Genomic DNA, 24,550 nt, shown 5'->3' with positions numbered 1-24,550 from the left:
TGGGGGACCGGCCCTTCTTGTTTGCAGTCGAGCTTCCCTGCGCGTTTTACCTGCGTCGCCTGCACGTGGCCACGCCACACGCCCCCTAGAACAGGACAACCGTCGCAAGCCCCAAAAAGATGAAAAATCCCGCGCCGTCGGTGATGGCCGTCAGGAAGATGCTGGAGGCCTGCGCCGGGTCGCGCCCCAGCGCGCGCAGGATGAGCGGAATGGACGCCCCGGCCAGCGCGCCCAGCAGCATGTCCAGGAGCAGCGCCAGCGACATGACCGAGGCCAGCTTCCACGATCCGGCCAGCACCCACACCGTGACCAGCACCAGCAATGCGACAATGACCCCGCTGGACAGGCCTATCTTGGCCTCGCGCAGCACGGCCCACCACGCCTTGCGCCGGTCGAACCGCTCCACCGCCAACTGCCGGATCATCACCGCCAGCGCCTGCTGCCCGGTGTTGCCCGCCTGGTTGGCCACCATGGGCATCAGCACGGCCAGCACCGCCATCTGGGCGATGGACCCTTCGAACATGTACACCACCGACGCCGACACCGCAGAGTTCAGCATGTTGATGACCAGCCACGGCAGCCGCTTCAGCACCGATTCGTGCCACGGCGTGTCCACGCTTTCGTCCGTGCCCGCGCCCACCATGCCCAGCATGTCCTCGGACGCTTCGTCGTGGATGATGTCGATGATGTCGTCGTGGGTGACCACGCCCAGCAGGCGGCCCTCGTAGTCCACCACGGGCATGGCCATGAAGTTGTAGTGGCCCAGCAGGTGCGCCACCTCTTCCTTGTCCTGGTCGAACAGCACGGAAATCAGGCCCTGTCCGCGCACCTCGTCCCGCAGCTTGTTGCCGGGCTTGCAGAGCATGATGTCGCGCAGCGAAAGCACGCCCACCAGCCGGTCCTGTTCGTCCACGACGTAGGCGTAATAGGGAATCTCCTTGTCTTCGATCTCGGCGCGAATCTGCAGGATGGCCTGGTCGGCGGTCAGGCCGTGGTCGAGGATGATCACCTCGGTGTTCATGACCCCGCCCGCGGTATCCGGGTCGAAGGCCATGAGGTGGCGGATTTCCTCGGCGTCCTCGGTTTCGAGGCTGCTCAAAAGAACGTCGCGGTGGTCCTCGTCCAGTTCGTCCAGCACGTCCGCCGCGTCGTCGGGCGACATTTCGGACAGGATCTGGGCGGCCACGTCGGCATCGAGGTTTTCCAGCAGGTCGACGCGCACGTGCTCGTCAAGCTCGGCCAGGGCGTCGGCGGCGTCCTCTGCGGGCAGGTGGCGCAGCATGCACACCTGACGTTCCAGCGAAAGATTCTCCAGATGGTCGGCAACGTCGGCAGGGTGGGCGAATTCGGCGTCCTCGCCCGGCGTGGCAGGGTCGCGGCATTCCTCGGGCAGCACGATGGTTCGGCAGGCGTCCCCGTCGTCGCGGGGTGCGCCGTCCACGCAGTGGCGGTCGTGCTTGCGGTCGTGGCCGTGTTCCTGCCCGGTCATGAAATCCCCCTGCCCTTTACCCTGTGAAACCGTGAACGGCGTGAATCATGCAAATTGCCGCAACTGGCGGAAGTGGGCCGAACTGCCAGAATGGGCCGAACTGCCAGAATGGGCCGACACGATGGCAACCCCCGGCCTTTCCCGGCGGCATTCGCAGGCATGCCCCCCCACATGCCCGTTCCGTGTGGCGGCACGGCGTCGTCGGCTTGACGAAAGCGGGGCAGCCTCCTACTACACGGCATGCGCCCCGTCCGAGGTGGCTCGAGCGGCGCAGCCCGTAGCACACCATACGGCGCCGGAAAACCTGCGCGCGGCAAGGCGCTGCGCAGGGCACCCTGCGTGTACCATCTAGCCCGTGACGGCACAATCCATGTCATCGCATACCGTACCGGATTTCGACACCTTCTTCGCGGGTCAGCCCCGCGAACACCTGCTGGCCGCCATCGATCTGGCCCTGCTGGAAGACGGCCCCGACCTGACCAGCGACGCCGTATTCGGTCCCGTGGACCGGCTGGCCGCCCAGATCGTGGCCAAGCAGCAGACTCTGGTGGCCGGGCTGTCCATTGCCCCGCTGGTGATGGAGCGTTGCGCCGCCCTGCTGGAAAGCCCGGTGGTTGGCGGCTGGACGTGGACCCCGCACACCGCCGACGGCGACGAACTGCCCCCCGGCTTCATCGCCGCCGACATCGAAGGCCCGGCCCGCCTGGTGCTGAAGGCGGAACGGGTCATCCTGAACTTCATCTGCCACCTGTCCGGCATCGCCAACCTCACCCGCCTGTACACGCGCGAACTGGACGGCACGGCCACGCGCCTGCTGGATACGCGCAAAACCCTGCCGGGGCTGCGCTTTCCTGAAAAGTACGCGGTGCTGGTGGGCGGCGGGCAAAACCACCGCCGCACCCTGGCCGAAATGCTGATGCTCAAGGACAACCACATCGACGCCGCCGGATCCATCACCGCAGCCGTGGCGGCGCTGCGCGCGGCCTACGCGCCCTGCCCGCCCATCGAGGTGGAATGCCGCACCCTGGACGAGGTGCGCGAGGCCGTGGCCAGCAAGGTGGACCGCATCATGCTGGACAACATGGACCTTGCGCTCCTGCGCGAGTCGCTTACATTGGTGCCCCCCGGCATCGAAACAGAGGCCAGCGGCGGCGTTACCCTGGAGACGCTGCGGCAACTGGCCGAGGCATCCCCCCACGGGCCGGATTTCGCCTCCGTGGGCAGGCTTACCCACTCCGCCCCGGTGGCGGACTTCAGCATGCGCATACGCAAGGCATGACATGACAGCACAACCCTCCCAGAAAGAGCGCATCGCCGCGCTGCGCGCCGCGCTCGGCCCCAACCTGACCATCATGGGCCACCACTACCAGCACGAATCGGTCATCCGGCACACCGACCTGCGTGGCGATTCGCTGGAACTGGCCCGCCGCGTGGCCGACACGGACGCCGCCGCCATCGTGTTCTGCGGGGTGTACTTCATGGCCGAATCCGCCGCCCTGCTGGCGCGGCCCGGCCAGAAGGTGTACCTGCCGGAACATTCCGCCAACTGCGTCATGGCCCAGATGGCCCCGGCCGAACGGGTGGACGCGGTGCTGCGCGCCCTTTCGGCAGACGGCCGCAAGGTGGTGCCGCTGGCCTACGTGAACACCTCGCTGGCGGTAAAGGCCGTGGTGGGGCGGCACGGCGGCGCGGTGTGCACATCCGCCAACGCGCGCACCATGCTGGAATGGACGCGGAAGCAGGGCGATGCCGTGCTGTTTCTGCCGGACAAGAACCTGGCCCGCAACACCGCGAACCTGCTGGGCATTCCCGACGACAAACGGCACATGCTGGACGTGCGGGCCGCCAATTTCGGCGCAGACGTGCTGACCGACTCGGCCCGCCGGGCCGAACTGCTGATCTGGCCCGGCTGCTGCGCCATCCACGCCCGGTTCAACCTGCGCCAGATGGAAACGGCCCGCGCCGCGCACCCCGGCTGTCGCATCGTGGTGCACCCGGAATGTTCGCCAGAGGTGGTCAACGCCGCCGACGCCGCCGGGTCCACCACCACCATCATCCGCTTTGCGGAAAATGCCCCGGATGGTTCCACCGTTATCGTGGGCACGGAAATCAACCTCGTGCGGCGGCTGGCCCGCCAGCATGCCGGGCGGCTGACCGTGCTGCCCCTGCTGGAAAGCGCCTGTTCGCACATGGCCCGCGTGACCGAACCCAAGCTGCTGCGCACCCTTGAGGGCGTGGCGGCGGGCACGGAGGCCCCGGTCACAGTGCCCATGGACCTGCACGAACCCGCCAAGGCCGCCCTGCAACGCATGCTGGACGCCTGCGCCTGAGCGGGCGTAGAGATGTACAGCGGCCCGCGCGTTGCCCGCCGATACACGGGCACCGCGCGGGCCGACAAGCATCCTACGTCCGGCCTGACTGGCCTGCCCATCCTGATCGGTTCTGATCGGATATGACCGATATGACCGGGCAGGATTGGCCAGAATCGGCCAGATGATCGGACAAGGCACTATTTTTCCCTGCCCGCGCCAGCCGCACCTTTCGCACCGGGGTGTCCCCCGGCAGCCGCAAGGCCCGACGCACGAGCACCGCACCACATCCCCCCACGCCCGCCACTTCGCAAGGGACGCGCCATGAACAATTCCACCTACCGCCTGCACACTCCGGTACTGGTCATCGGCTCGGGCATCGCCGGGTGCACCACCGCCCTCACCCTGGCCGACCAGGGCATGGAAGTGACGCTCATCAACAGCGGCCAGCAACTGGACAGCGGCAATTCCGCCCTGGCCCAGGGCGGCATCGTGTTCCGCGCGGGCGACGGCGACCCCCGCCAACTCGAAACAGACATCCTCATCGCCGGGCACCGCCACAACCATCTGCGCGCCGTGCGCCACATCGCCCGCAGCGGCCCAAAGGCCGTGCAGGACATCCTTGTGGACCGGCTGCACATTCCCTTCGCCAAGGGCCGCACCCCCGAATGCGAATGGGACCTGACCATGGAAGGCGGCCACGGCGCGCATCGCATCCTGCACTGCGCCGACTACACCGGGCGGGCCATCATGGACGGGCTGATGGCAGCGGTGAACGCGGCCCCCAACATCCGCGTGCTGTCGGAACGCACCGCCGTCGACCTGCTGACCAGCCACCACCACGCCCGCAACAACGAATTCCGCTACCAACTCAACAACCAGTGCGTGGGCGCCTACGTCTTCAACGAGCAGTTGCGCCGGGTGGAAACCATCCTTGCGGACATCACCGTACTGGCCACCGGCGGCATCGGACAGGTGTACCTGCACACCACCAACAGCCCAGCCTGCATCGGGTCTGGCGTGGCCATGGCCAGCCGTGCCTTCGTGCGCACCGAGAACCTGGAATACGTGCAATTCCACCCCACCGCCCTGCTGCACCGCAGCTCGCGCCGGTTCCTGGTCACAGAGGCCATGCGTGGCGAAGGCGGGCGGCTGGTGAACGGCAGCGGCGAACATTTCATGGAACGCTACGACCCCCGCGCCGACCTTGCCCCGCGCGACATCGTGGCCCGGTCCATCGTGGAGGAAATGCTGCGCAACGGCGAGGAATGCGTGTATCTGGACGCCCGCCACATGGAGCAGGACCCCTCGGAGCGCTTCCCCACCATCTTCGCCCGGTGCATGGAACTGGGTATCGACATCCGGCGCGACCTGATCCCCGTGGTGCCCGCCGCGCACTACTTCTGCGGGGGCATCCTTACCGACCTGACGGGCCGCACCACCCTGGAACGGCTGTACAGCGTGGGCGAATGCAGTTGCACCGGCGTGCACGGCGCCAACCGCCTGGCATCCACATCACTGCTCGAAGCGCTGCTGTGGGGCCGCGCCGCCGCAGAGGACATCGCCAAGCGTTCCGGCGCGCTGCGTGGCCTTGGCAAGCGCCTGCGCGACTCCATCCCCGACTGGCAGTCCTCCGGCGACGAACGCAACGACGACCCGGCCCTCATCGCACAGGACTGGGCCACCATCCGCCACACCATGTGGAACTACGTGGGCATCACCCGCACCCGCAGCCGCCTGCAACGCGCCTTCGAAGACCTGCGCGACCTGTCGCGCCACCTGCACGACTTCTACAAGCGCACCCCGCTCTCCAAGCCGCTCGTGGACCTGTTCCACGGTTGCCAGACCGCGTACATGGTGACCATGGCGGCCTTGAGAAACAAGCAGAGCCTGGGGTGCCACTACCGGGTGGATTAGGGAGCGGTTTTTTGTACGCCTCCGGCGGGCAGGGGGCGATGCCCCCTGCACCCCCGTACTGGGTAACTGTTTTCCCATCAACTAACGGAACTGCGTCCTCATCGGCGGCAATCCGCTATCAAGTGCAAACGCGAAGAACCGCCCAAAGGGCGGTTCTTCGCGTTGAAAAGGGGTGCAGGGGGGGACAGCGCGCTGCGATCGCCATCCGTAACACTCGAAGATGCGTGTAACGGCTGCCGTCCCTGCCCGCCGGAGGCTTACAAAAAGCTTCTCCCCCTCGCCTACTCCGCAAACAGATTATTGATGCGGCACGCCGCGCAGGCAGCACCGAACCCGTTGTCGATGTTGACCACGGTGATGCCGCTGGCGCACGAGGTAAGCATGCCCAGCAGCGCAGACAGCCCGGCGAAGTTGGCCCCATAGCCTACCGAGGTGGGTACGGCGATGAGCGGCTGCGACACAAGCCCCCCCACCACGCTGGTAAGCGCGCCTTCCATGCCCGCCACCACGATGAGCACGCGGGCCTTGCGCAGTTCGTCCAGCCGGTCGAACAACCGATGCACGCCCGCCACGCCCACGTCGGAAATGACCCACGCCTTGCTGCCCAGCATCTCGCAGGTCACGCGGGCCTCTTCGGCCACGGGCAGGTCCGAGGTGCCTGCGGTGATGATGCCGATTTCGCCGGGCTTGAAGACCAGCTCGCCGTGCAGCATGGTCAGGGTGCGGCCAAGGGGGTTGTAGCTGGCCTCCGGGCAGGCGACCAGCACGTGTTCGGCCATTTCCGGCGAGACGCGGGTAGCCAGCACGTGGCTCAGGCCGCGCAGCCGGGTGAATATCTCCGCCACCTGTTCGGGCGTCTTGCCCGCGCCGTAGACCACCTCCGGAAAGCCGTTGCGCAGCTTGCGGTGCATGTCGAAGCGGGTGTGCCCCATTTCCAGGTACGGCAGGTCACGCAGTTGCGACATGCCCTTGTCCACATCAATGGTGCCCGCGCGGATGCCTTCCAAAAGGTCCCGCAGGGCGTCTGTCCTGTCCATGTCGTCGTCCGTCATTACGGCGCGCCGCGCGGGCGCTGCCGGTATCGTTGTCAAAAACCATGTCGTGCTATGTGCGAGCTTTCCCGATGGCCAGATACACGTCGGCCAGAGGAATGCCGTGCTGGCGCGCCAGCGCCTTGCAGTCTTCCAGTTCCGGCTTGGCGCGCAGCACCTCGCCGTCCAGCAGGGCCAGCTTCATGGTCACCGGCCCCAGCGGGGTTTCCAGCCGTTCGAAGCGCGTTTCCAGCACCAGTTTGTCGATGGGCACGCTCTTGATGCCCAGCGTGGTGGTGTGCCGGAACAGCAGCCGCGCGAAGCGCTCCTGCTCGTTCTGGGCGCAGAGCAGCGAAACGCAGGTGGCGGGCCGCCCCTTCTTCATCATGATGGGCGTGAAATGCACGTCCATGGCGCCTGCTTCCATCAGCAGTTCCATGGCCACGGCCAGTTGCTCGGCGGTCATGTCGTCGATGTTGCATTGCAACAGGCGCGCGGATTCGGTGGGCAGCGGGGCTACGGCTCCAGCTGCGGTACCGGATGTGGCGAAAGACACCGCAGAGGACGCCCCCCCAGCCGCCAGACCCACGTGTGCCGCATCCACCTCTGCCAGGTGCACCCGCAGCAGGTTGGGCAGTTCGGTATCGCGGTGTCCGATGCCGTAGCCGGTACCCTGCACGGCCATGCGCGGCGCGGCGGTGAACCGGCTCACCAGCGTGGCCAGAATGGCCGCACCCGTGGGGGTGGTGGTTTCGTGCGGGGTGGCCCCGCGCGTGGTGGGAATACCCGACAACAGTTCCGCCGTGGCCGGGGCGGGCACGGGCATCAGCCCGTGGGCGCAGCGCACGAAGCCGCCGCCAAGCTCCACGGGCGAGGCCCAGGCCGCATCCACGCCAAGACGGTGATAGCAAATGGCCGCACCCACGATGTCCACGATGGAATCGGTGGCCCCCACCTCGTGAAAATGCACCTCATCCACCGGCTTGCCGTGCACCCTGGCCTCGGCCTCGGCCAGCCTGCGAAAGATCGCCAGGCTGGTGCGCTGCACCTGTTCCGGCAACGTACTGGCGGTGATGATGGCCTCTATGTCCGGCAGGTTGCGGTGCGGCGGGTGATGATGCCCGTGGGGGTGCGGGTGCGCATGTGCATGACCATGCTCGGGGGCATGTGCACGGTCATCACCATTATCGTGCCCGGCATGATGCGCCGCGTCGTGCGGGTGGGCGTGATCGTGCCCATGGTGGCGTCCATGATGGTGGTCCCTATGCCCGTGGTGCGCGTGGTGATGTCCGTGCCCATGGTCATGCTCACCATGCCGGTCGTGCTCGTGCGCGTGGTCATGATCATGTTCGTGTGCGTGCCCACCACCCTGCCCGCAGTCCTGTCCGGCAGCAGGGCCTTCGTGTGCCAACACCACGTCCACGCGCAGGCCCGCAATGCCCTTGCGCATGCCGGGCGTCACCCGCAGTTCGAACTCGTGGTCCAGCCCCAGCTTTGAAAGTTCGGCCCGCAGGTAGTCGGGCTCCACGCCAAGGGACAGCAGCGCGGCAAGGTGCATGTCGCCGCTCATGCCCGCGAAGCAATCGTAGAACAGTATCTTCACGCCGGGTATCCCTCTGGTGGCGTAGGCCATCGCTGCCCACACGGAGCGGGCGGTGAGAACGTGTTGCGCATCAACATCCGGACCTGAAACCTGTCCGGGGTCCATCAAGAACATATCCGGCAAAAACATATCCGGGGCCGGGGCGAATGGTCCACCCCGGCCTGTCGCCTTCATTCATCCAGTTCGATCCGCTCTGCCCTTATGCCGTGCGGCGCAGAAATTGCCGCCCCGCCTCCTGCAACTGGGCAAAGTCCGGCCCTTCCAGTTCGGCGGCCAGTTCTGCCAGCACGTCCGGAATGGCGATGTGCTGCGGACAGTTTTCCATGCATTGGCCGCAGGCCACGCACTGCGAGGCGTAGCCAGGGCCCTCGCCGCCGATCTCGCCGCTCATGCGCAGGGCGTACAGGAACTTGCCTTCCTGAATGTTTCCGAACATGTGCATCTTGTTGTAGGTCTCGAAGCACATGGGAATGGACACGTTCATGGGGCACGGCATGCAGTAGCCGCAGCCGGTGCAGCGCACCTTCATCAGTTCGCGGTATTTGGCGCTGGCGCGGGCCACCAGTTCCAGTTCCTGCGGGGTCATGGCTCCGGCCTCGGCGGAACCGGCAATGGCCAGGTTTTCGACGATGTGCGCTTCCTCGTTCATGCCGGAGAGCACCAGTGTCACCTCCGGATGGTTCCACACCCAGCGCAGCGCCCATTCCACCGGGGTGCGCCGCACGGGCGACTCGTCCCAGATGGCCTGCACGGCAGGCGGCGCGGTGATCAGCCCCAGGTTGCCGCCACGCAGCGGCTCCATGATGACAACCCCGATGCCCTTGCCCGCCGCGTAGCGCAGCCCTTCGGTGCCTGCCTGGTAGGTCTCGTCCAGGTAGTTGTACTGGATCTGGCAGAACACCCAGGGATAGGCATCGATGATGCGCTTGAAGTCTTCCGCCAGTCCGTGGAACGAAAACCCGATGTTGGCGATGCGCCCGTCGGCCTTGGCTGTTTCCAGAAATTCCAGCACGCCGAGGCCATGCACGGTATCCCACAAGGTGCCGTCCAGCGCATGCACCAGATAGTAGTCGATGCAATCGACGCCAAGGCGCTCCAACTGCGCGTTCAGGTAGCGGTCCATGTCGGCGCGGTCCTTCAGCAGCCACGAGGGCAGCTTGGTGGCCACCTTGACCTTCTCACGGTAGCCGTCACGCAGGGCCTTGCCGAGCACGATCTCGCTCTCGCCGTGGTGGTACGGCCACGCCGTGTCCAGGTAGTTGACCCCGCCGTCGATGGCGCTGCGGATCTGCGCGATGGCGCGGGCCTCGTCCACCTTGCCGTCCTGCATGGGCAGGCGCATGCAGCCGAAGCCCAGCGCAGACAGTTTGTCACCGTTCTTGGGCATGGTTCTGTACAGCACGTCTCGCTCCTTCGGTGCCGGGCGCGGTGCGCCCGTTCGCGGTTTCGCGGCTGCTCGCGGCCCCTGCGCACTCTTGCGGAAAGGACCGCCGCTGCCGCCATCCGTTCCGCGTTCCATCCGGTACACCGGAAGAACGCGGGGGATGTTCGATGCTCCGTGAATAAACGGACCATACCCGGACTGGAAGGCACATTCCTGCCAATCTCTTGCCTGATCCTGCAACCGGTGGCAGAAACGCGTCAAAACGGTTACTGTCCAAAAAACGGTGGTCGGCTGCACCTTTGCTCCGGAATGGAGGCTACATGTCTGAAATAGCAGATTTGATGGGCAGGCTTGCCGCCCACGAAGGCAAGACGGAAACCGGCCTGCCCGGCGTGGGGCTGTACAAAACCTCCGGTTCCATCCATCGGACACCACTGCTGTACCAGCAGGGGCTGATCATCCTCGGGCAGGGGGCAAAGCTGGTGCACTTCGGCGGGCGGGTCTACCAGTACGATCAGGACCACTACCTGGCCCTCAGCGTGCCCATTGCCGCCGAATGCGAGGCCGTGGCCACGCCGGAGAGCCCCCTGCTGTCACTGGTCGTGGACATCGACCTCGGCGTGCTCAATCAACTCATATCTCAGATAGAAGACCGTATCGACTACCGGTCGCTGACGCAAGGGTGCACCCATCAGGGGCTGTTTCTGGCCAAGGCCGATGCGGTGTTCAAGAACACGGTGCAGCGCCTGCTGATGGCGTTGTCCTGCCCGCTGGAAACACAGGTGCTGGGACCTGGGCTGGTGCGCGAACTGCTGTTCCGGGTGCTGTGCGGCGAAAACGCGGCGGCACTGCACGCGCTGGTCACCAAGAACACCAACATGTCACGCATCGAAAAGGCCCTGAAGCAGATCCACGGCAACTTCTCCGAGCCGTTCAACGTGGACCAGCTGGCCGGATTCGTGAACATGAGTCCGTCCACCTTCCACCGGGCCTTCAAGGACGTAACCTCGTTCTCTCCCATCCAGTACCTGAAGCGGGTGCGCCTGAACAAGGCGCACAGCCTGCTGCGCGAGAACGGCGTACGCGCCAACGAGGCGGCGCGCATGGTGGGCTATGAAAGCGTTTCGCAATTCAGCCGGGAATTTCGCCGCTACTTCGGCATCAGCCCCAGCCACGCGGGCGGTTTTGCGGAGGAATGAGCGGGGGTGCGAGGCAATGACCGGAGCTGGCCCAAGGCCCCTGCCCTGGGCCCTGCCCGAAGCCCCGGGCCGGATGCCCCGATCCGTACGGTCCCGCCCCGATCAGCACGATCCCGCCCCGATCTGGCCTGGTCTGCCCCGATCTGGCCCGATCTGGCCCGGTCTGTACAGTCCCGCCGCCTCGCGCACCGCATCAAAAAACCCGGCGGGGCAGTGGGCGGCACTGCCATTCGCCGGGCCTGAGCGCGGGCGGAAGGATTGCGGGCTACAGCAGATAATCGCGCACCACGATGATGCCGGTCCACAACTGCCACAGGGCCAGCAGCACCAGCAGCAGGTTGTTGACGCCGTGCACCAGCGGCAGCAGCTTGCGGCGCTTCTTCACCACGTCCATGCGCTGGCCGGTCAGGTAGCCCGCAGCGCACAGCGGCACCATCAACAGGCCCACCCAGGCGTGCGCGCCTGTCAGGAACATGTTGGACCACGCCAGCCGGGCCACGGCCAGCCCCAGCAGCGAACCCGCCGCCCATATGCCAAGGGCCACGGTGCCCCATTTGACGTGCGGCTTCCACGGAAAGACCACCTTGCGCCCCATGTGCAAAGCCTGAAAGCGTATCCAGCCGAAATACATGACATACAGACCGATGAGCGTGGCGACGAATTGCAGGACGGGGTGAATCCAGACCATGGGCGACTCCCGATGCGGATGTGGAGGGGCGAGGTATGATGCTTATGCTTAGAATAAAGGCAGCATCCGGTCCAGCAGCAACAGCAGCATGAGTGCGGGCAGGGCCGCGTCTGCGGCGCGCAGCGCGATGCCCCCGCGCTCGGGCATTCCGGTGCCCGCCGCCCCCGGTTCCGCGCCCCTTCCCGCCGCAACGTCCCCTGCAATTCCTGCCGTCCGCGCCAGGGCCGATACCTCCAGCAGTGCCGACACCGCCAGCAGGGCCACGCCCAGCAGAACCACTGCGGCACGGACCAGCGGGGCGTGCAGCAGGGGGAATACCGGCAGCATCAGTACGGCCACGGCATAGGCGTTGTACCACACCCGCAGCAGCCGGGCGTAGCGCCCGGCGGCAAACTGCGCGGGCGGCACGGGCAGCCCGGCCCGGGCGTAGTGGATGCGTTCACGCTGGGCGCGCAACCAGAAATGGGGCACCTGCCACAGCACGTATACCCCGTACAACAGGATGGCCACGGGGTCGCGCGGGTCGCCGCCAGCGGCCATCCAGCCCAGCAGGGGGGGCATGGCCCCCACCAGCGCGCCCGGCAGCAAGGCGAATGACGTGACGCGCTTCAGCGGGGTGTACACCCCGTTGTAGACCACGGCGATGCCCACGCCCACCAGAAGCAGCAACACCCCAGACACCGGCACCCCAGACACCGACACTCCGGACAGCGACACTCCGGACAGCGGCGAACCGGCACGGGGCGATACCGCGTGCGCAAAACCCGGGGTCTGCCCATACGCCAGCACTGCGGCCAGTTCTCCGGCTGCGTGCAGACATCCCAGCGCCGCCACGAACAGCAGCGCGCCAATGCCCGTGGCCGCCCACGGCCCCATGCGCCCCATACGCCCAGTCGGCAGGGGACGCCCCGCCGTGCGGGGCAGCAGCGCATCGATGTCCCGCTCCTGCACCTGATTCCACGCCGAGCAGGCAGCGGCCAGCAACATGGCGCCGGACACCACCCAGGCCAGCGCGACCGCAGGGTTGACCATGCCCTGCCCAGGCAGCCCGCCCTGTCCGGCGTCCCAGGCAAGGGGCAGCGGCACGGCCAGCAGAAAGCCGAACGCCGTGGCCGCCCCCACCATCAGGGTCACGTTCAGACGCAGCAGCAGGCGCAGGTCATGCAGGCGGGGCATACGGGCCATATGCATCAATGTGCGTGTTCGCCAAGGGACTTGATATACTCCACCATGGCCCCCAACTGCTCCGGCGTCAGGTGCTCGTACGGCGGCATCATGGGGTCGTAGCCCTTCACCGTGCCCAGTGACGGCGCATTGGCGATCTTGGCGCGCAGGTACGCATCGTCGGCGGTGACCTGCTGTTCCTTGCCGTCACGCAGCACGGTTGTGGGCGCGTTCCACAGTCCCTTCAGGGACGGCCCCGCGATGATGGACCCGTCGGTGGAATGGCACGAGATGCAGCCTTCGGCCTCCATCAGCCGCCTGCCTTCCTCGCGGCCCACCTCGTTGCCGTGCATCAGCCAGGCCAGCATCTGTTCCATGTCCTCGTTCGGCACCATGCCTTCCGTGGACGGCATGATGGGGTCGTAGCCCACCACCAGTTCGCCGTTGGGGTCGGTGAAGGCGCGGCGCAGATACCCTTCGTCGGCGAACACCTTGCGCTTGCTGCCGTCCGGCAGGGCCAGCTCGCGCTCTGCCCCGTACAGGTCCTTGAAGCTGGGGCCGACGCCGGGCGTTCCGTCCAGCGAATGGCACGAAATGCAGCCGTGGGTTTCCATCAGCGCCCTGCCCTTTCCGCCGGGCGCTTCGGTGCTGGCCAGCCAGGCGTCGAAGGCGGCCTGGTCCACCACCTTCACCGTGGTGATCATGTTGGCGTGCTTCAGGCCGCAGTATTCGGCGCACAACAGGTCGTACTCTCCGGGGCGGTCGGCCTTGAACCAGGCGTAGGTTTCCATGCCGGGCACGGTGTCCATCTTGATGCGGAAGGCGGGCACGTACAGGCTGTGCAGCACGTCCACGCTGGTCATGCGCAGCTTCACCGGGGTGTCCACCGGCACCACCAGCACGCTGTTCCGCTTGCCGCCCGGGTATTCGAACACCCACGACCACATGCGGGCGGTCACCTTCACCTCCATGGCGCCCTCGGGCACGGTGCGCAGGGCCTTGTAGCCCTCCCACCCGTAGTAGAACAGCCCCATGACGATGATGGACGGAATCACCGTCCAGGCGATTTCGGCGGGTACGTTGCCGGATATCTGCGCGGGCACGGGGTGGCGCGATTCGTGGTAGCGCCACACGAACCACAGCATGGCTGCGGTGATGACCAGCAGCACGAACACCGAAAACCCGAAAATGATGTAGAATGCAAGGTCCACCTGCTGCACGGGCGTCAACGATTGCGGATACATGGGAACCTACCTGTACGCTACGTCGAAGAAGGTGAACCCGATGGCGATGGCAAGAATGACGAAAGCAGTGAACACCATCAGCCGAATGACCGCGCCCTCGTAGCGCAGGTGCATGAACCACAGGATGACCAGCCCCGCCTTGGTGGTGGCCACGGTCAGCGCCACCACCACGTTCAGGAAGCCGAAATCGTAGGCGGTGACGCCCACGGTGGTGGCGGTCAGCAGCATCAGCGCCGCCCACACCAGCATGTTGATGCGCACGGGTACGGCATGGTGTTCTGTATCGTGTCCGGTCATGCTGGCCCCCTAGACCACAAGGTAGAAGAGCGGAAACAGGTATATCCACACCAGGTCCACCAGGTGCCAGTACAGACCGCCGTTTTCCAGGAACACGAAGTGCTCCGGGGTCACCCGGCCCACGCGCATCAGATGCCAGCCGTACATCAGGACGGCACCGCCGATGATCACGTGGATGCCGTGCAGCCCGGTCATCAGGTAATACAGGTTGAAGAACACCATCTCGCCGGGCGGCAGCTTGAGCAGGCCGGGACTGTTGGGGTAGATGCCGTGGCCGATCTTGGCGCTCCACTCGAAGAACTTGTTCACCAGGAACACCCCGGCCATGGCCACGGTCAGCAGCACCAGCCGCTGCGAAAGCACCACCTTGCCGCGTTGCAGCGCACTGATGGCCAGCGCCATGCACAACGAACTGGTGATGAGCACGACGGTGTTGGCCGTGCCGAAGATGCGGCTCAGGTCCTTGCCCGCCGCGTGAAATTCCGCAGGGTAGCGGTGCAGGTACACGGCATAGAGCAGGAACAGCCCGCCGAACAGCAGCACTTCCGTGAACAGGAACAGCCACATGCCGATCTTGGCGCCTTCATAGTCGCGGTGCTCATGCATCGGGCTTCACCCCCGTGTAGTCGTAGGGGCCATGGGTGACCACGGGCTCGGCATCAAAGTTGTGGTGCGGCGGCGGCGAAGGCACCATCCATTCCAGGGTGGCCGCTCCCCATGGGTTGCGGCCCACGGGCTTGCCGCGGCGGATGCCCCGCCACAGGTTCCAGAACATCAGCAGCAGCCCTGCCGCCAGCACCCACGACCCCATGGTGGAGAGAAAATGCCCCTCGGCGTACTTGGGCAGGTAGTCGTAGTAGCGGCGCGGCATGCCCTGCAACCCGATGATGAACATGGGAAAATACAGGATGTTGAAGCCCACGAAGGCGATGAGGCACGAGATGTTGGCGATGCGCTTGTCGTACATGCGCCCGTAAATCTTGGGAAACCAGTAGTGCATGGCCCCGAACAGCCCGAAGCCCAGCCCGCCGAAGATCACGTAGTGGAAGTGCGCCACCACGAAGTAGGTGTCGTGCACGTGCACGTCGGTACCGGCAGCGCCCAGCACAAGGCCCGTCAACCCGCCGATGGAGAACAGGAAGATGAACGCCAGCGCGTACCACAGGGGCGGTTCCACCCGGATGGACCCCTTGTACAGCGTGGACACCCAGTTGAAGACCTTGATGGCCGAAGGAATGGCCACCACGAAGGTCAGGAACGAGAAGACCATCACCGCCGTGTCGCTCATGCCGCTGACGAACATGTGGTGCGCCCACACCAGCGACCCGGCAAAGGCGATGGCAAGGCTGGAAAAGGCGATCATCTTGTAACCGAAGATGGGCTTGCGCGCGAACACCGGCAGGATTTCCGAGATCACGCCCATGGCGGGCAGGATCATGATGTACACGGCCGGGTGCGAATAGATCCAGAAGAGGTGCTGGTAGAGGATGGGGTCGCCCCCGCGCGCGGGGTCGAACAGCCCGACCCCCAGCACCCGCTCGGCAAAGATGAGCAACACGGTGATGCCCAGCACCGGCGTGGCCAGCACCTGAATCCATCCGGTGGCGTACAGCGACCAGCAGAACAGCGGCAGGCGCGTCCAGGTCATGCCGGGGGCACGCAGCCGGTGCAGGGTGGTGATGAAGTTCAGGCCGGTGAGAATGGACGAAAAACCCAGGATGAACACGGCAATGACGGCCACGTCCACGTTGGTGGTGGTTACCGCGCTGAAGGGCACGTAGAAGGTCCAGCCGGTGTCGGGCGCGCCCTTGCCGGTGACCAGCGAGACAACGGCTAGCACCGCGCCGGTAACGTACAACCACCACGAAAAGATGTTCAGCCGGGGGAAGGACACGTCCTCAGCCCCGATCTGGATGGGCAGGAAGATGTTGCCGAACGCGGCGGGAATGCTGGGGATGACCACCAGGAAGATCATCACCACCCCGTGCAGGGTGAACAGCGCGTTGTAGGTCTGCGGCCCCATGATGGTGCGGCCCGGCGCGATGAGTTCCAGCCGGATCAGAAAGCCCAGCGTCAGCCCCACCAGAAACATGGCGACGATGCAGTAGAGGTACAACATGCCGATGCGCTTGTGGTCGGTGCTGAAAATCCACGAGGCAATCCCGCCCTTCGTGCCGGGCTGCGGCTGGAAGAAGTTCGGGTGATCGTGCGCGTCTGCGCTCATGCGATGGTCTCCTGTGTCTGATGCGGACCGGACGGACTGGCAAAGCTGGGCAAAACCGGACGAAGCGGGACCAAGAGGGACGAAGCCGGACGAAGCGGGACCAAGAGGGACGAAGCCGGACCAAGCCGGACCAAGTCGGACCAAGTCGGGCCGGGGCGAGGCCGGGCGTGATGCCCAGCCATCGGAACGACGAACCGGCAGGCCAAGCCGGAGAACAAATGCAGGAACGTCGGCCTAGCCCGGCGGCGTACCTGAAGGCGGGCTGCCTGCCGGGGGGGTGCCCTTGGGGCCAGCCCCGTCCGCGCCCTTCCCTTCCTTCCTGCGCGGGCCGCCCCGCACCAGCACGAACAGCAGAACCGCCGCGCCGAACAGGATGATCAGCCCGGCGATGCGCATGAAGTCGAACACGTAGCGCCGTCCTTCCGGGTCGTAGGTGAAGCAGTACGACAGCACGCGCTTCACCGACAGGCCGATGGTGCCGTGCGAGGCTTCCGTGAGGGCCATGGTCAGGTCGAAGGGCATGAAATTCTGGCCGTACAGGTAGCGCACCACCTTGCCCCCCGGTGCGGTGACCACCAGCACCACGGGGTGGATGAAATCGCGCCCCTGCCGGGTGAACCGGAAGCCGATGGCATCCATGAACCTGTTGACGGACGCAAGATCGCCGGACAGGAAGCGCCAGCCATCCTCCGGATAGGCAAAATTCATTGCCGCGAAATAGTTCTGCTTCTTGCGTGAAGCCAGTTGCGGGGTGTCCGTCTCGTCAAAGCTCACGGACAGCACCCGGTAGTCCTTGCCCGGTTGCAGCGACACCTGCGGCAGCACCCGCGCCAGCGAGCTTTGCAGCATGTTGCACACGGTGGGGCAGGAATAATAGATGGGCGCGATGATCACCGGCACATCCATCAGGCTGCGCGGGTCGATGGGCTTTCCCGTCTCGTCGCGCAGCAGGATGCCCTCGGGGATGATGTCGCCGAGGCGCTCGTCAACTCCTGCAAGGGGCGTCTGGGAGGACGGGTCTGTCGCCGTAGCCTGGCCGGGCTGGCCCAGTTTGCCCGTGGTGGGCGGGGGCACCGGGTGCACGTGCTCCGCCGGGGCCTGTGCGGCAGCGTCGGAACCATGTCCCTGATGGCCTGCGGACTCGCCGGAGGCGTTCGCCGCCGCAGTGGGCATGGCATGGCCCCCATGGTCGGCAGGCATGGCCCCGGCTTCAGTTGCGGCATGCCCGGCATGCCCGGCATGACTGTCCGAACTGTCCGAACTGGCCGGACTGGCCGGGGCAGCGTCGTGCCCGGCATGGGCCGCGTCGCCCGCGCCTGCCGGAGCGGGGGGGACGGCATCGGCGGCAGCAAGCAGGACCAGGGAAGGAACGGGGGACGGAGCGACGGTCGAAACCGCCGCCCTGCCCCCCGTGGCGGACATGACGGACAGACCAAACAGCAAGACTGCGGCGACGAGCGCGCGCACGCCGACAATCGTCTGGAAATGATGGCGCACGCGCATCACCCTGCTCCTACAGCTTGGACATGTAATCGGCCATGGCCTTCATTTCCTCGTCGGAATAGCGCTTGACGAGGTTGGTCATGACGGCCTTTTTCTCGCCGCCGTAGCTGCCGTCGGCGTAGCCCTTCAGTTTCTTGAACAGTTCGTCGGCCTTCTGGCCCTTCACGGCATGGCCCACGCCCATGGCCTGCTTGGAGCCGTCGGCACCGTGGCAACCCACGCACGACTTGTACAGGGCGGCGCCGTCGGCGGCCACGGCGGCGGAAATGCCAAAGGCAAGGGCGGCACAGATGCTCATGACCACAAGGATGCGTTTCATGCGATGTCTCCTGTTCTGATGATGCCGGGTTGTTCCGGATAACGGCGGGATACCCGCCCGTACCGGGCTAGAAGGAGGCCATGTGCGCGGCCAAAGCGCGCATGTCCCCGTCCGAAAGTTTTTTGGCTATACCCACCATGACGGCCTTTTTCGAGCCACCATAGCTTCCCTCGGCATAGCCCTTGAGCTTGCCGTACAGGGCATCGGCCGTCTGGCCCTTCACGGGGCGCGCGGCCCCCAGGGCCGCCTTGCCGCCATCCTCGCCATGACAGCCCGCGCACTGGGTATACAGCGTCGCACCGTCGGCGGCCAGCACAGTGCGTACGGTCACCGGAGCCCACGCCGTGCAGGCCAGCAGTGTGCCGAGAACCGCACCCATCACGATTGCCTTCATGTCACCTCCACAGGGCAAAAACGATTCCAAGTACCTGTAGGATAACGCCTGATGACCAAAAAAAGCAACCGCCTTCGCGCATTGGCCGCATGCCCGCGCCCTTGCCAGACCCACGGCGCATCTTGTGCCGCATTGTTTGCGCAATCTTTACGCAATTCTTACGCAATTGGCGGATATTGAGGATGATAACATGTAAAAACGGGCGACACTCGCGTGCCGCCCGTTCGTCTTGCAATGCGTGCCGGAAAAGACCGTCTACACGGCCCCTTCCTGCCCCACGCGCGGCGCGGGTTCCTTTTCCTCCTCGGGCATGCCGAAGTGCAGCAGCACCGGGCTTGCCACGAAGATGGAGGACAGGATGCCCACGAACACGCCCACCAGCATGGTCAGCGCGAAGTCGTGGATGACCCCGCCGCCCAGCACGAACAGCGCCAGGATGACCAGCAGCGTCGTGCCGCCCGTCAGGATGGTGCGGCTGAGCGTCTGGTTGATGCTGGTGTTGATGATGCGCGCGTAGGTCCATTCCTTGCGGTGGGTGCGCAGCGTTTCGCGGATGCGGTCGTAGACGATGATGGTGTCGTTCAGCGAATAGCCCACCAGGGTCAGGATGGCCGCCACGATGTTCAGGTCCACTTCCTTGTCCAGCAAGGACAGCACGCCCAGGGTGATCAGCACGTCGTGCACCAGTGCCACGATGGCCCCCAGGGCGAAATTGAGCCGCAGCTTCCAGCACAGCACGATGGTGAGCACCAGCGAGAACGGCACCAGCCACAGCTTGGGCACGCCGATGAGCCCCAGCAGGTACATGCCGCCCGCCAGGGTGCCCGCCATGACGGCAGACGCCATCCAGCGCCGCTCGAACCGGCCGGAGATGTAGATGGCGATGAGCAGCACTGCGTAGTACAGCGCCTCAACCGCCTTGCTCTTCAGGTCCGCGCCCACCTTGGGGCCGACCATTTCCAGGCGCTGCACCTCGAAACTGGCGTCCTTGATGTTGGACTTCAGCGCCTCGGTGACCGCCGTGCGGATGGCCTCCGCCGATTCGTCCGAATGCGAGATGCGGATGAGGTAATCGGTTTCGCCCTCGCCAAAGCGCTGCACGGCAAGGCCGGGCAGGCTTGTGCCCTCCAGGCTCTTCTTCAGGTCGTCGTCATGCACGGGCCGGTCGAACTTGACCTGCACGATGGCCCCGCCCGCGAAGTCGATGCCGTACGTCAGGCCGCCCTTGAAAGCCATGGACAGAAGGCCCACGAGAACAAGCCCGATGGAAAGCACGTACGCCTTGTGGCGCATGCCCACGAAATCGACATTGGTATCATGCCGGATGAACGAGAAACCCATTGTGGCTCTCCTCCGCTATATGCTGAGGCGTTTGTCGCCCGAACCGCCCTTCCAGGCCTGGAAGACCACGCGCGAGACGAAGATGGCGGTGAACATGGACGCGATGATGCCCAGCGACAGCGTGACGGCAAAGCCGCGTACCGGTCCGGTGCCGAACTGGTACAGGATGGCCGCCGCGATGATGGTGGTCAGGTTCGAGTCGGTGATGGCCAGCGTGGCGCGGTCGAAGCCCTCGTGGATGGCCGAAAGCACCGTGTGCCCCTTGCGCAGTTCCTCACGGATGCGTTCGTAGATCAGCACGTTGGCGTCCACGGCCATGCCCAGGGTCAGCACGATGCCCGCAAGGCCCGGCAGGGTCAGGGTGGCGCCAAAGACCGCCATGCCCGCCAGAAGAAGCAGCACGGTGAAGCACAGCATGACGTCGGCGATAAGGCCGGACACGCCGTAGTACACCACCATGAAGATCATCACCGCCGCGCCGCCGACAACGGCGGCAAGCACGCCCTTGTCGATGGATTCCTGGCCCAGCGAAGGGCCGACGGTGCGTTCTTCAAGCACGGTCACCGGCGCGGGCAAGGACCCCGCTCGCAGCACGATGGCAAGGTCCTGCGCCTCTGCCGTGGAGAACTTGCCGGTGATGCTGGCGCGCCCCCCGCCGATCTTTTCCTGGATGACCGGCGCGGAATAGACCTTGCCGTCCAGCACGATGGCCAGGCGCTTGCGCACGTTTTCCTGGGTGATGCGTTCGAACATGGCCGCGCCGCGGCTGTTGAAGGTCAGCATCACGTAGGCCTGGTTGAAATTGTCGAAGCCGGGGCGCGCATCGGCCACGTATTCGCCGGTCAGCACGGCTTCCTTGTCCACCACCAGAGGGGTTTCGGACTGGCTGCCGTCGGCCCCGCGCCGGATCATGGAACGCACCTCGGTGCCGGGCGGCAGGATGCCGCGCGCGGCCTTTTCCGCGTCCACGTCGTCGCGCACGATGTGGAATTCCAGGTGGGCCGTCTGGCCGATGATCTGGATGGCGCGCTGGGTGTCGTGCAGGCCGGGCAACTGGATCTGGATGCGGTTGTCCTGCTGCTTGCGGATGTCCGGTTCGGCCACGCCGAACTGGTCGATGCGGTTGCGGATGGTCTTGACCGCCTGCTCCAGCGCCATATCGCTGATGGTCTTGCGATATTCCGGCTTCATGGTGGCCACGTAGCGCAGCTGCCCGTCATCGGTGGTCTGCGGCGCGGCAACGCTGAGCTGCGGGAACTGCTTGGCCAGCAGTTCGCCCAGCACCTCGCGCTGCTCCGCCTTGGCCAGCACGAACTCTATGCGGTCGCCGGGCAGCACGCGCGGGCGCAGCACGAAAACTTCCTTGTCGCGCGCCATGGTGCGGATGTCCTGGCCCATCTGGGTCAGCGAATTTTCCACGGCCTTTTCCACCTCTACGCCGAGCGTCAGGTGGATGCCGCCCATGAGGTCTAGCCCGAGGCTGATGGTGCTGTCGGGCAGAAACCGGCCCAACGGCGACGACTTGATGCCGGGCAGGCTCGGCAGCACGTAGGCCGCGCCGAACAGCAGCACGGCCAGCACCACGGCGAGTCTCCAGCGGAAACCCTCTTTCATTGCGACTCCTGGAGTTGCGGTATGTCACGCGGGTGCGGCCCCCGGCCGCATTCACGGCAAAAAGGCAAGCAGGCGCCAGCCGTATCCACGGCGCGCGTGCTTGCCCCATGCCGAGGGAAACGGGGCTACTTCTGCCCGTCCTTCCCGTTTTCCTTCTTGTCCGCGTCCTTGCCAGCCTTCTTGTCGGCAGGCTTCTTGTCGTCCTTCTTCGCCTTGGGGTCGATGACGGCGCTGACGAAGGAACGGCCCACGCGGACCTTGGTTTCGCCAAGGTCGAGCACCAGCACGTCGTCCTGCACTTCGAACACGCGGGCGTAGATGCCCCCGGCGGTCACGACGTTGTCGCCCTTCTTGATGGACTCCAGCATGGCCTTGTGTTCCTTGGCCTTCTTCTGCTGGGGACGGATCAGGAGAAAATAGAAAATGGCGAACATGAGAATCAGCGGCACGAAAGACGCGATGGGGTTGGCCCCGCCGCCGACCGTCTGACCCGCGCCCATGGCATGCGCCACGTTGGTCCAGAGCATGATGCCTCCTTGAAGGTTACGCCCCCGCTAGGAGGGCGTTATGGTCGCAAAACGTGACTTACCTACCTGCCGTGGCCTTTTTTTTCAACGCTTTTCTGGCCGCCGGACCGCGTGGCCCATGCGGCGCAGGAGCCGGGAAACAAATGCGGCAACGGGCCTTCCGCCCCGGCGTGACGAAACGAGACGGCGGACGACGCGGCGCCCTCCCCCCACACGCTCAGGACAGCTGACCGCCCTGAACGGTTGGCTCGGCTGGCTTGGCGGACCGGACAGGCAGAACGACGGGACGGAGGGGGGCTGACCGGGCGTGCCTCAGCAGAAATCGTGGCGGATGCGCCTGCGCTCTGCCTCCACCTGTTCGTCGGTGGCGCCCAGTTCGCGCAGCAGGAAGGTGGACAACGACAGGGCCACCGCCCCCTCGCCGGAAAAGACCACCTCCGCCCCGCCCGCCCGCAGGGCCTCTGCCTCGCGCAGGTAGGTGGTGTGGATGAGGATGCGCGCGTCGGGGTTCACGCCGCGCGCCACCTCGATGATCTCGCGCGCCGGGGCCGCCGCGGAAGAAATGATCAGCGCCTCGGCCTCTTCCAGCCCTGCATGGCGCAGTATCTCGGCCTGGGTGGCATCGCCGTGCACGGGCCGCAGGGGGAGTTCGGGATGATCGACGCCCTTGTCGGACGTGTCACCGGCTGCGCTGGCGGAACCATCGGCACCGGCGGAACCCGCCACGTTGACGCCGCCTTCCGTTCCGGCGTCCAGGTGTGCCGCCTCGCGCGCGGCCTGCTCGTGCAGTTCGCGCACCGTGTCGATGTTCATCTCCACCACCACCACGTCCATGTCGTTGTCGCGCAGGATGCGGGCAATGGCCCGGCCCACCGGCCCGTAGCCGACCAGCACCACGCGATGCGCATCATCCACGGGCACCGGCACGGGCCCGCCCCCGGCAGCCGGGCGCGCCACGCCGATGCCCCGGCGGGCCAGCGCCTTCATCAGGGGATCGATCCCCTTGTACAACAAGGGGTTGATGGTGATGGACACAACTGCCGCCACCACAAGGGCGTTGCCCGCCTCTGGCGGCAGCACGCCCAGCGCGGTTCCCATCGATGCGAGAATGAACGAAAATTCACCGATCTGGGCCAGCGCCACGGCCACGGATACGGCTTTGCGCAGGGGATGGCCCAGCACCAGCACCACCAGCAGGGCCGCCAGCGGCTTGCCCAGCAGCACGATGGCCAGGGTGACCAGCATCAGCGGCCAGCCGGTGGCCAGCGAGGCAGGGTCGAACAGCATGCCCACGGACACGAAAAACAGTACCGCAAAGGCGTCGCGCATGGGCAGCGCCTCTGCCGCCGCGCGGGCGCTGAACTCGGACTGCCCCACCACCATACCCGCAAGAAAGGCCCCCAGCGCCATGGACGCGCCGAAGAACTCCGCCGCCCCCACGGCAATGCCCAGCGCCAGCACCAGCACGGCCAGGGTGAACAGGTCGCGCGTGCCGGTACGGGCCACGTAGGACAGCAGCAGCGGAATCACCCGCTGACCGGCCACCAGGGTGAACACCACCAGGGCTGCCAACTTCAGGGTGGTGGTGCCCAGGGTGGCCCATACCGAAACGGATGCGCCCCCGGCACCGCCAGACGCCGCAGCAGGCGGGAACAGCGCGGGCAGCAGCACCAGTACAAGAATGGTGAACAGGTCCTCCACCACCAGCCAGCCGATGGCCACGTGCCCCACGGGGGTGTGCATGGCCCGGTTGTCGGCCAGCACGCGGGTAAGCACCACGGTACTGGCCACCGAAATGGCCATGCCGAACACGGCCCCAGCCGTCCACGACCAGTCGAAAACGTGCGTGGCCAGCATGCCCAGCACGGTGGCGGCGGCAATCTGCACGATGGCCCCCGGCACGGCCACGGAACGCACGGCCATCAGGTCCTTGAGATGAAAATGCAGCCCCACCCCGAACATCAGCAGAATGACGCCCAGTTCGGCGAACTGGGTGGCCGTGTCCGCATCGGCCACGAAACCGGGCGAGTACGGCCCCACCACCATGCCCGCCAGCAGATAGCCCACGATGGGCGACAGGCGCAGTTTCTGGGTGATGAAACCAAGGGCCAGCGCGGCGGTAAGGCCGCCCGCCAGGGTCAGGATGAGATCGATGTTGTGCGGCATGCAAGGCTCCGGTCGGGGTGCAGGCGCGGCGCATGGGGCGACGCCGAAAACGTGAGGCTGCGGACCAATGTGTGAGTATGCGCACTCCGGCCATGCCGCGCAACCCTCGGCATGCCCGATGCGGGGAACCGCAACGA

The 24,550-nt window shown here is 65.9% G+C and carries 21 protein-coding genes; 4 read left to right on the top strand and 17 right to left on the bottom strand.

The window, feature by feature from the left end; all coding sequences use genetic code 11:
- Nucleotides 1–85 precede the first annotated feature (85 nt).
- Nucleotides 86–1,489, bottom strand: coding sequence for a magnesium transporter (gene mgtE / locus ABWO17_RS10315; RefSeq protein ID WP_353118198.1), 1,404 nt, complete (start codon nt 1,487–1,489; stop codon nt 86–88).
- A 370-nt stretch (nt 1,490–1,859) separates the two neighbouring features.
- On the opposite strand from mgtE, the gene nadC reads away from it, so the two are divergent.
- The 3 genes from nadC to nadB all read left to right on the top strand — a co-directional run bounded on the left by nadC (nt 1,860) and on the right by nadB (nt 5,715).
- Nucleotides 1,860–2,768, top strand: a complete 909-nt coding sequence (gene nadC, locus ABWO17_RS10310) for a carboxylating nicotinate-nucleotide diphosphorylase (RefSeq protein WP_353118196.1) — start codon at nt 1,860–1,862, stop codon at nt 2,766–2,768.
- Nucleotide 2,769: 1 nt separating this feature from the next.
- A complete protein-coding gene (locus tag ABWO17_RS10305; RefSeq protein WP_353118194.1) occupies nt 2,770–3,819 on the top strand; it encodes a quinolinate synthase in 1,050 nt (349 codons plus the stop codon).
- Between the two features lie 303 nt (nt 3,820–4,122).
- Nucleotides 4,123–5,715, top strand: coding sequence for an L-aspartate oxidase (nadB, locus tag ABWO17_RS10300; protein WP_353118192.1), 1,593 nt, complete (start codon nt 4,123–4,125; stop codon nt 5,713–5,715).
- A 281-nt stretch (nt 5,716–5,996) separates the two neighbouring features.
- Here nadB and larB read toward each other — a convergent pair whose 3' ends face one another.
- The 3 genes from larB to ABWO17_RS10285 form a co-directional block, all read right to left on the bottom strand.
- A complete protein-coding gene (gene larB, locus ABWO17_RS10295) occupies nt 5,997–6,752 on the bottom strand; it encodes a nickel pincer cofactor biosynthesis protein LarB (protein ID WP_353118240.1) in 756 nt (251 codons plus the stop codon).
- Nucleotides 6,753–6,819: 67 nt separating this feature from the next.
- A complete protein-coding gene (larC, locus tag ABWO17_RS10290) occupies nt 6,820–8,349 on the bottom strand; it encodes a nickel pincer cofactor biosynthesis protein LarC (RefSeq protein WP_353118190.1) in 1,530 nt (509 codons plus the stop codon).
- A gap of 199 nt (nt 8,350–8,548) precedes the next feature.
- Nucleotides 8,549–9,751 (bottom strand): aldo/keto reductase, encoded by a 1,203-nt coding sequence (locus ABWO17_RS10285; protein ID WP_353118188.1) that lies wholly within the window; start codon nt 9,749–9,751, stop codon nt 8,549–8,551.
- A 302-nt stretch (nt 9,752–10,053) separates the two neighbouring features.
- Here ABWO17_RS10285 and ABWO17_RS10280 point away from each other — a divergent pair, with 302 nt between their 5' ends.
- Complete coding sequence (locus tag ABWO17_RS10280) at nt 10,054–10,932, top strand: AraC family transcriptional regulator (RefSeq protein ID WP_353118186.1); 879 nt, start codon at nt 10,054–10,056, stop codon at nt 10,930–10,932.
- A gap of 265 nt (nt 10,933–11,197) precedes the next feature.
- Here ABWO17_RS10280 and ABWO17_RS10275 read toward each other — a convergent pair whose 3' ends face one another.
- From ABWO17_RS10275 to ABWO17_RS10215, 13 genes are all read right to left on the bottom strand, one after another.
- Nucleotides 11,198–11,620 (bottom strand): DUF4079 family protein, encoded by a 423-nt coding sequence (locus ABWO17_RS10275; RefSeq protein ID WP_353118184.1) that lies wholly within the window; start codon nt 11,618–11,620, stop codon nt 11,198–11,200.
- Nucleotides 11,621–11,668: 48 nt separating this feature from the next.
- Nucleotides 11,669–12,796, bottom strand: a complete 1,128-nt coding sequence (locus ABWO17_RS10270) for a UbiA family prenyltransferase (RefSeq protein WP_353118182.1) — start codon at nt 12,794–12,796, stop codon at nt 11,669–11,671.
- Between the two features lie 14 nt (nt 12,797–12,810).
- Nucleotides 12,811–14,028: a cytochrome c oxidase subunit II gene (coxB, locus tag ABWO17_RS10265; RefSeq protein WP_353118180.1), complete on the bottom strand. Its 1,218-nt coding sequence runs from the start codon at nt 14,026–14,028 to the stop codon at nt 12,811–12,813.
- A 6-nt stretch (nt 14,029–14,034) separates the two neighbouring features.
- Complete coding sequence (locus ABWO17_RS10260) at nt 14,035–14,325, bottom strand: cytochrome C oxidase subunit IV family protein (protein WP_353118178.1); 291 nt, start codon at nt 14,323–14,325, stop codon at nt 14,035–14,037.
- 9 nt (nt 14,326–14,334) lie between these two features.
- The gene (locus ABWO17_RS10255; protein WP_353118176.1) at nt 14,335–14,931 is read right to left on the bottom strand and encodes a cytochrome c oxidase subunit 3 family protein; all 597 of its coding nucleotides are present in this window, start codon (nt 14,929–14,931) and stop codon (nt 14,335–14,337) included.
- Complete coding sequence (gene ctaD / locus ABWO17_RS10250) at nt 14,924–16,549, bottom strand: cytochrome c oxidase subunit I (protein WP_353118174.1); 1,626 nt, start codon at nt 16,547–16,549, stop codon at nt 14,924–14,926. Before ctaD ends, ABWO17_RS10255 begins: the two co-directional genes overlap by 8 nt.
- A gap of 234 nt (nt 16,550–16,783) precedes the next feature.
- Nucleotides 16,784–18,052 carry an SCO family protein gene (locus tag ABWO17_RS10245; RefSeq protein WP_353118172.1) on the bottom strand — a complete coding sequence of 423 codons (1,269 nt, stop codon included), beginning with the start codon at nt 18,050–18,052 and terminating at the stop codon, nt 16,784–16,786.
- A gap of 10 nt (nt 18,053–18,062) precedes the next feature.
- Nucleotides 18,063–18,371 carry a c-type cytochrome gene (locus ABWO17_RS10240; RefSeq protein WP_353118170.1) on the bottom strand — a complete coding sequence of 103 codons (309 nt, stop codon included), beginning with the start codon at nt 18,369–18,371 and terminating at the stop codon, nt 18,063–18,065.
- Between the two features lie 67 nt (nt 18,372–18,438).
- Nucleotides 18,439–18,765 (bottom strand): c-type cytochrome, encoded by a 327-nt coding sequence (locus tag ABWO17_RS10235; RefSeq protein ID WP_502914904.1) that lies wholly within the window; start codon nt 18,763–18,765, stop codon nt 18,439–18,441.
- A gap of 255 nt (nt 18,766–19,020) precedes the next feature.
- Nucleotides 19,021–20,106 (bottom strand): protein translocase subunit SecF, encoded by a 1,086-nt coding sequence (secF, locus tag ABWO17_RS10230; protein WP_353118168.1) that lies wholly within the window; start codon nt 20,104–20,106, stop codon nt 19,021–19,023.
- A gap of 15 nt (nt 20,107–20,121) precedes the next feature.
- Nucleotides 20,122–21,720, bottom strand: a complete 1,599-nt coding sequence (secD, locus tag ABWO17_RS10225; protein WP_353118166.1) for a protein translocase subunit SecD — start codon at nt 21,718–21,720, stop codon at nt 20,122–20,124.
- A gap of 125 nt (nt 21,721–21,845) precedes the next feature.
- Nucleotides 21,846–22,247 carry a preprotein translocase subunit YajC gene (yajC, locus tag ABWO17_RS10220; RefSeq protein WP_353118165.1) on the bottom strand — a complete coding sequence of 134 codons (402 nt, stop codon included), beginning with the start codon at nt 22,245–22,247 and terminating at the stop codon, nt 21,846–21,848.
- Between the two features lie 312 nt (nt 22,248–22,559).
- Nucleotides 22,560–24,413 (bottom strand): cation:proton antiporter, encoded by a 1,854-nt coding sequence (locus ABWO17_RS10215; protein WP_353118163.1) that lies wholly within the window; start codon nt 24,411–24,413, stop codon nt 22,560–22,562.
- Nucleotides 24,414–24,550: the final 137 nt, after the last annotated feature.

It is taken from the genome of Nitratidesulfovibrio sp., assembly GCF_040373385.1.
GTDB lineage: Bacteria > Desulfobacterota > Desulfovibrionia > Desulfovibrionales > Desulfovibrionaceae > Cupidesulfovibrio.
This window is presented reverse-complemented; position numbering and strand designations above follow the sequence as displayed.

What these genes read in the sequence shown, in the direction of transcription:
- ABWO17_RS10305 (WP_353118194.1), top strand. Translation starts at nt 2,770, where the DNA reads ATGACAGCACAACCCTCCCAGAAAGAGCGCATCGCCGCGCTGCGCGCC.
- coxB (WP_353118180.1), bottom strand. Translation starts at nt 14,028, where the DNA reads ATGTATCCGCAATCGTTGACGCCCGTGCAGCAGGTGGACCTTGCATTC.
- mgtE (WP_353118198.1), bottom strand. Translation starts at nt 1,489, where the DNA reads ATGACCGGGCAGGAACACGGCCACGACCGCAAGCACGACCGCCACTGC.
- ABWO17_RS10215 (WP_353118163.1), bottom strand. Translation starts at nt 24,413, where the DNA reads ATGCCGCACAACATCGATCTCATCCTGACCCTGGCGGGCGGCCTTACC.
- yajC (WP_353118165.1), bottom strand. Translation starts at nt 22,247, where the DNA reads ATGCTCTGGACCAACGTGGCGCATGCCATGGGCGCGGGTCAGACGGTC.
- ABWO17_RS10275 (WP_353118184.1), bottom strand. Translation starts at nt 11,620, where the DNA reads ATGGTCTGGATTCACCCCGTCCTGCAATTCGTCGCCACGCTCATCGGT.
- ctaD (WP_353118174.1), bottom strand. Translation starts at nt 16,549, where the DNA reads ATGAGCGCAGACGCGCACGATCACCCGAACTTCTTCCAGCCGCAGCCC.
- ABWO17_RS10240 (WP_353118170.1), bottom strand. Translation starts at nt 18,371, where the DNA reads ATGAAACGCATCCTTGTGGTCATGAGCATCTGTGCCGCCCTTGCCTTT.
- nadC (WP_353118196.1), top strand. Translation starts at nt 1,860, where the DNA reads ATGTCATCGCATACCGTACCGGATTTCGACACCTTCTTCGCGGGTCAG.
- larB (WP_353118240.1), bottom strand. Translation starts at nt 6,752, where the DNA reads ATGGACAGGACAGACGCCCTGCGGGACCTTTTGGAAGGCATCCGCGCG.
- ABWO17_RS10255 (WP_353118176.1), bottom strand. Translation starts at nt 14,931, where the DNA reads ATGCATGAGCACCGCGACTATGAAGGCGCCAAGATCGGCATGTGGCTG.
- ABWO17_RS10245 (WP_353118172.1), bottom strand. Translation starts at nt 18,052, where the DNA reads ATGCGCGTGCGCCATCATTTCCAGACGATTGTCGGCGTGCGCGCGCTC.
- ABWO17_RS10270 (WP_353118182.1), bottom strand. Translation starts at nt 12,796, where the DNA reads ATGCCCCGCCTGCATGACCTGCGCCTGCTGCTGCGTCTGAACGTGACC.
- secF (WP_353118168.1), bottom strand. Translation starts at nt 20,106, where the DNA reads ATGGGTTTCTCGTTCATCCGGCATGATACCAATGTCGATTTCGTGGGC.
- nadB (WP_353118192.1), top strand. Translation starts at nt 4,123, where the DNA reads ATGAACAATTCCACCTACCGCCTGCACACTCCGGTACTGGTCATCGGC.
- ABWO17_RS10235 (WP_502914904.1), bottom strand. Translation starts at nt 18,765, where the DNA reads ATGAAGGCAATCGTGATGGGTGCGGTTCTCGGCACACTGCTGGCCTGC.
- ABWO17_RS10280 (WP_353118186.1), top strand. Translation starts at nt 10,054, where the DNA reads ATGTCTGAAATAGCAGATTTGATGGGCAGGCTTGCCGCCCACGAAGGC.
- secD (WP_353118166.1), bottom strand. Translation starts at nt 21,720, where the DNA reads ATGAAAGAGGGTTTCCGCTGGAGACTCGCCGTGGTGCTGGCCGTGCTG.
- ABWO17_RS10260 (WP_353118178.1), bottom strand. Translation starts at nt 14,325, where the DNA reads ATGACCGGACACGATACAGAACACCATGCCGTACCCGTGCGCATCAAC.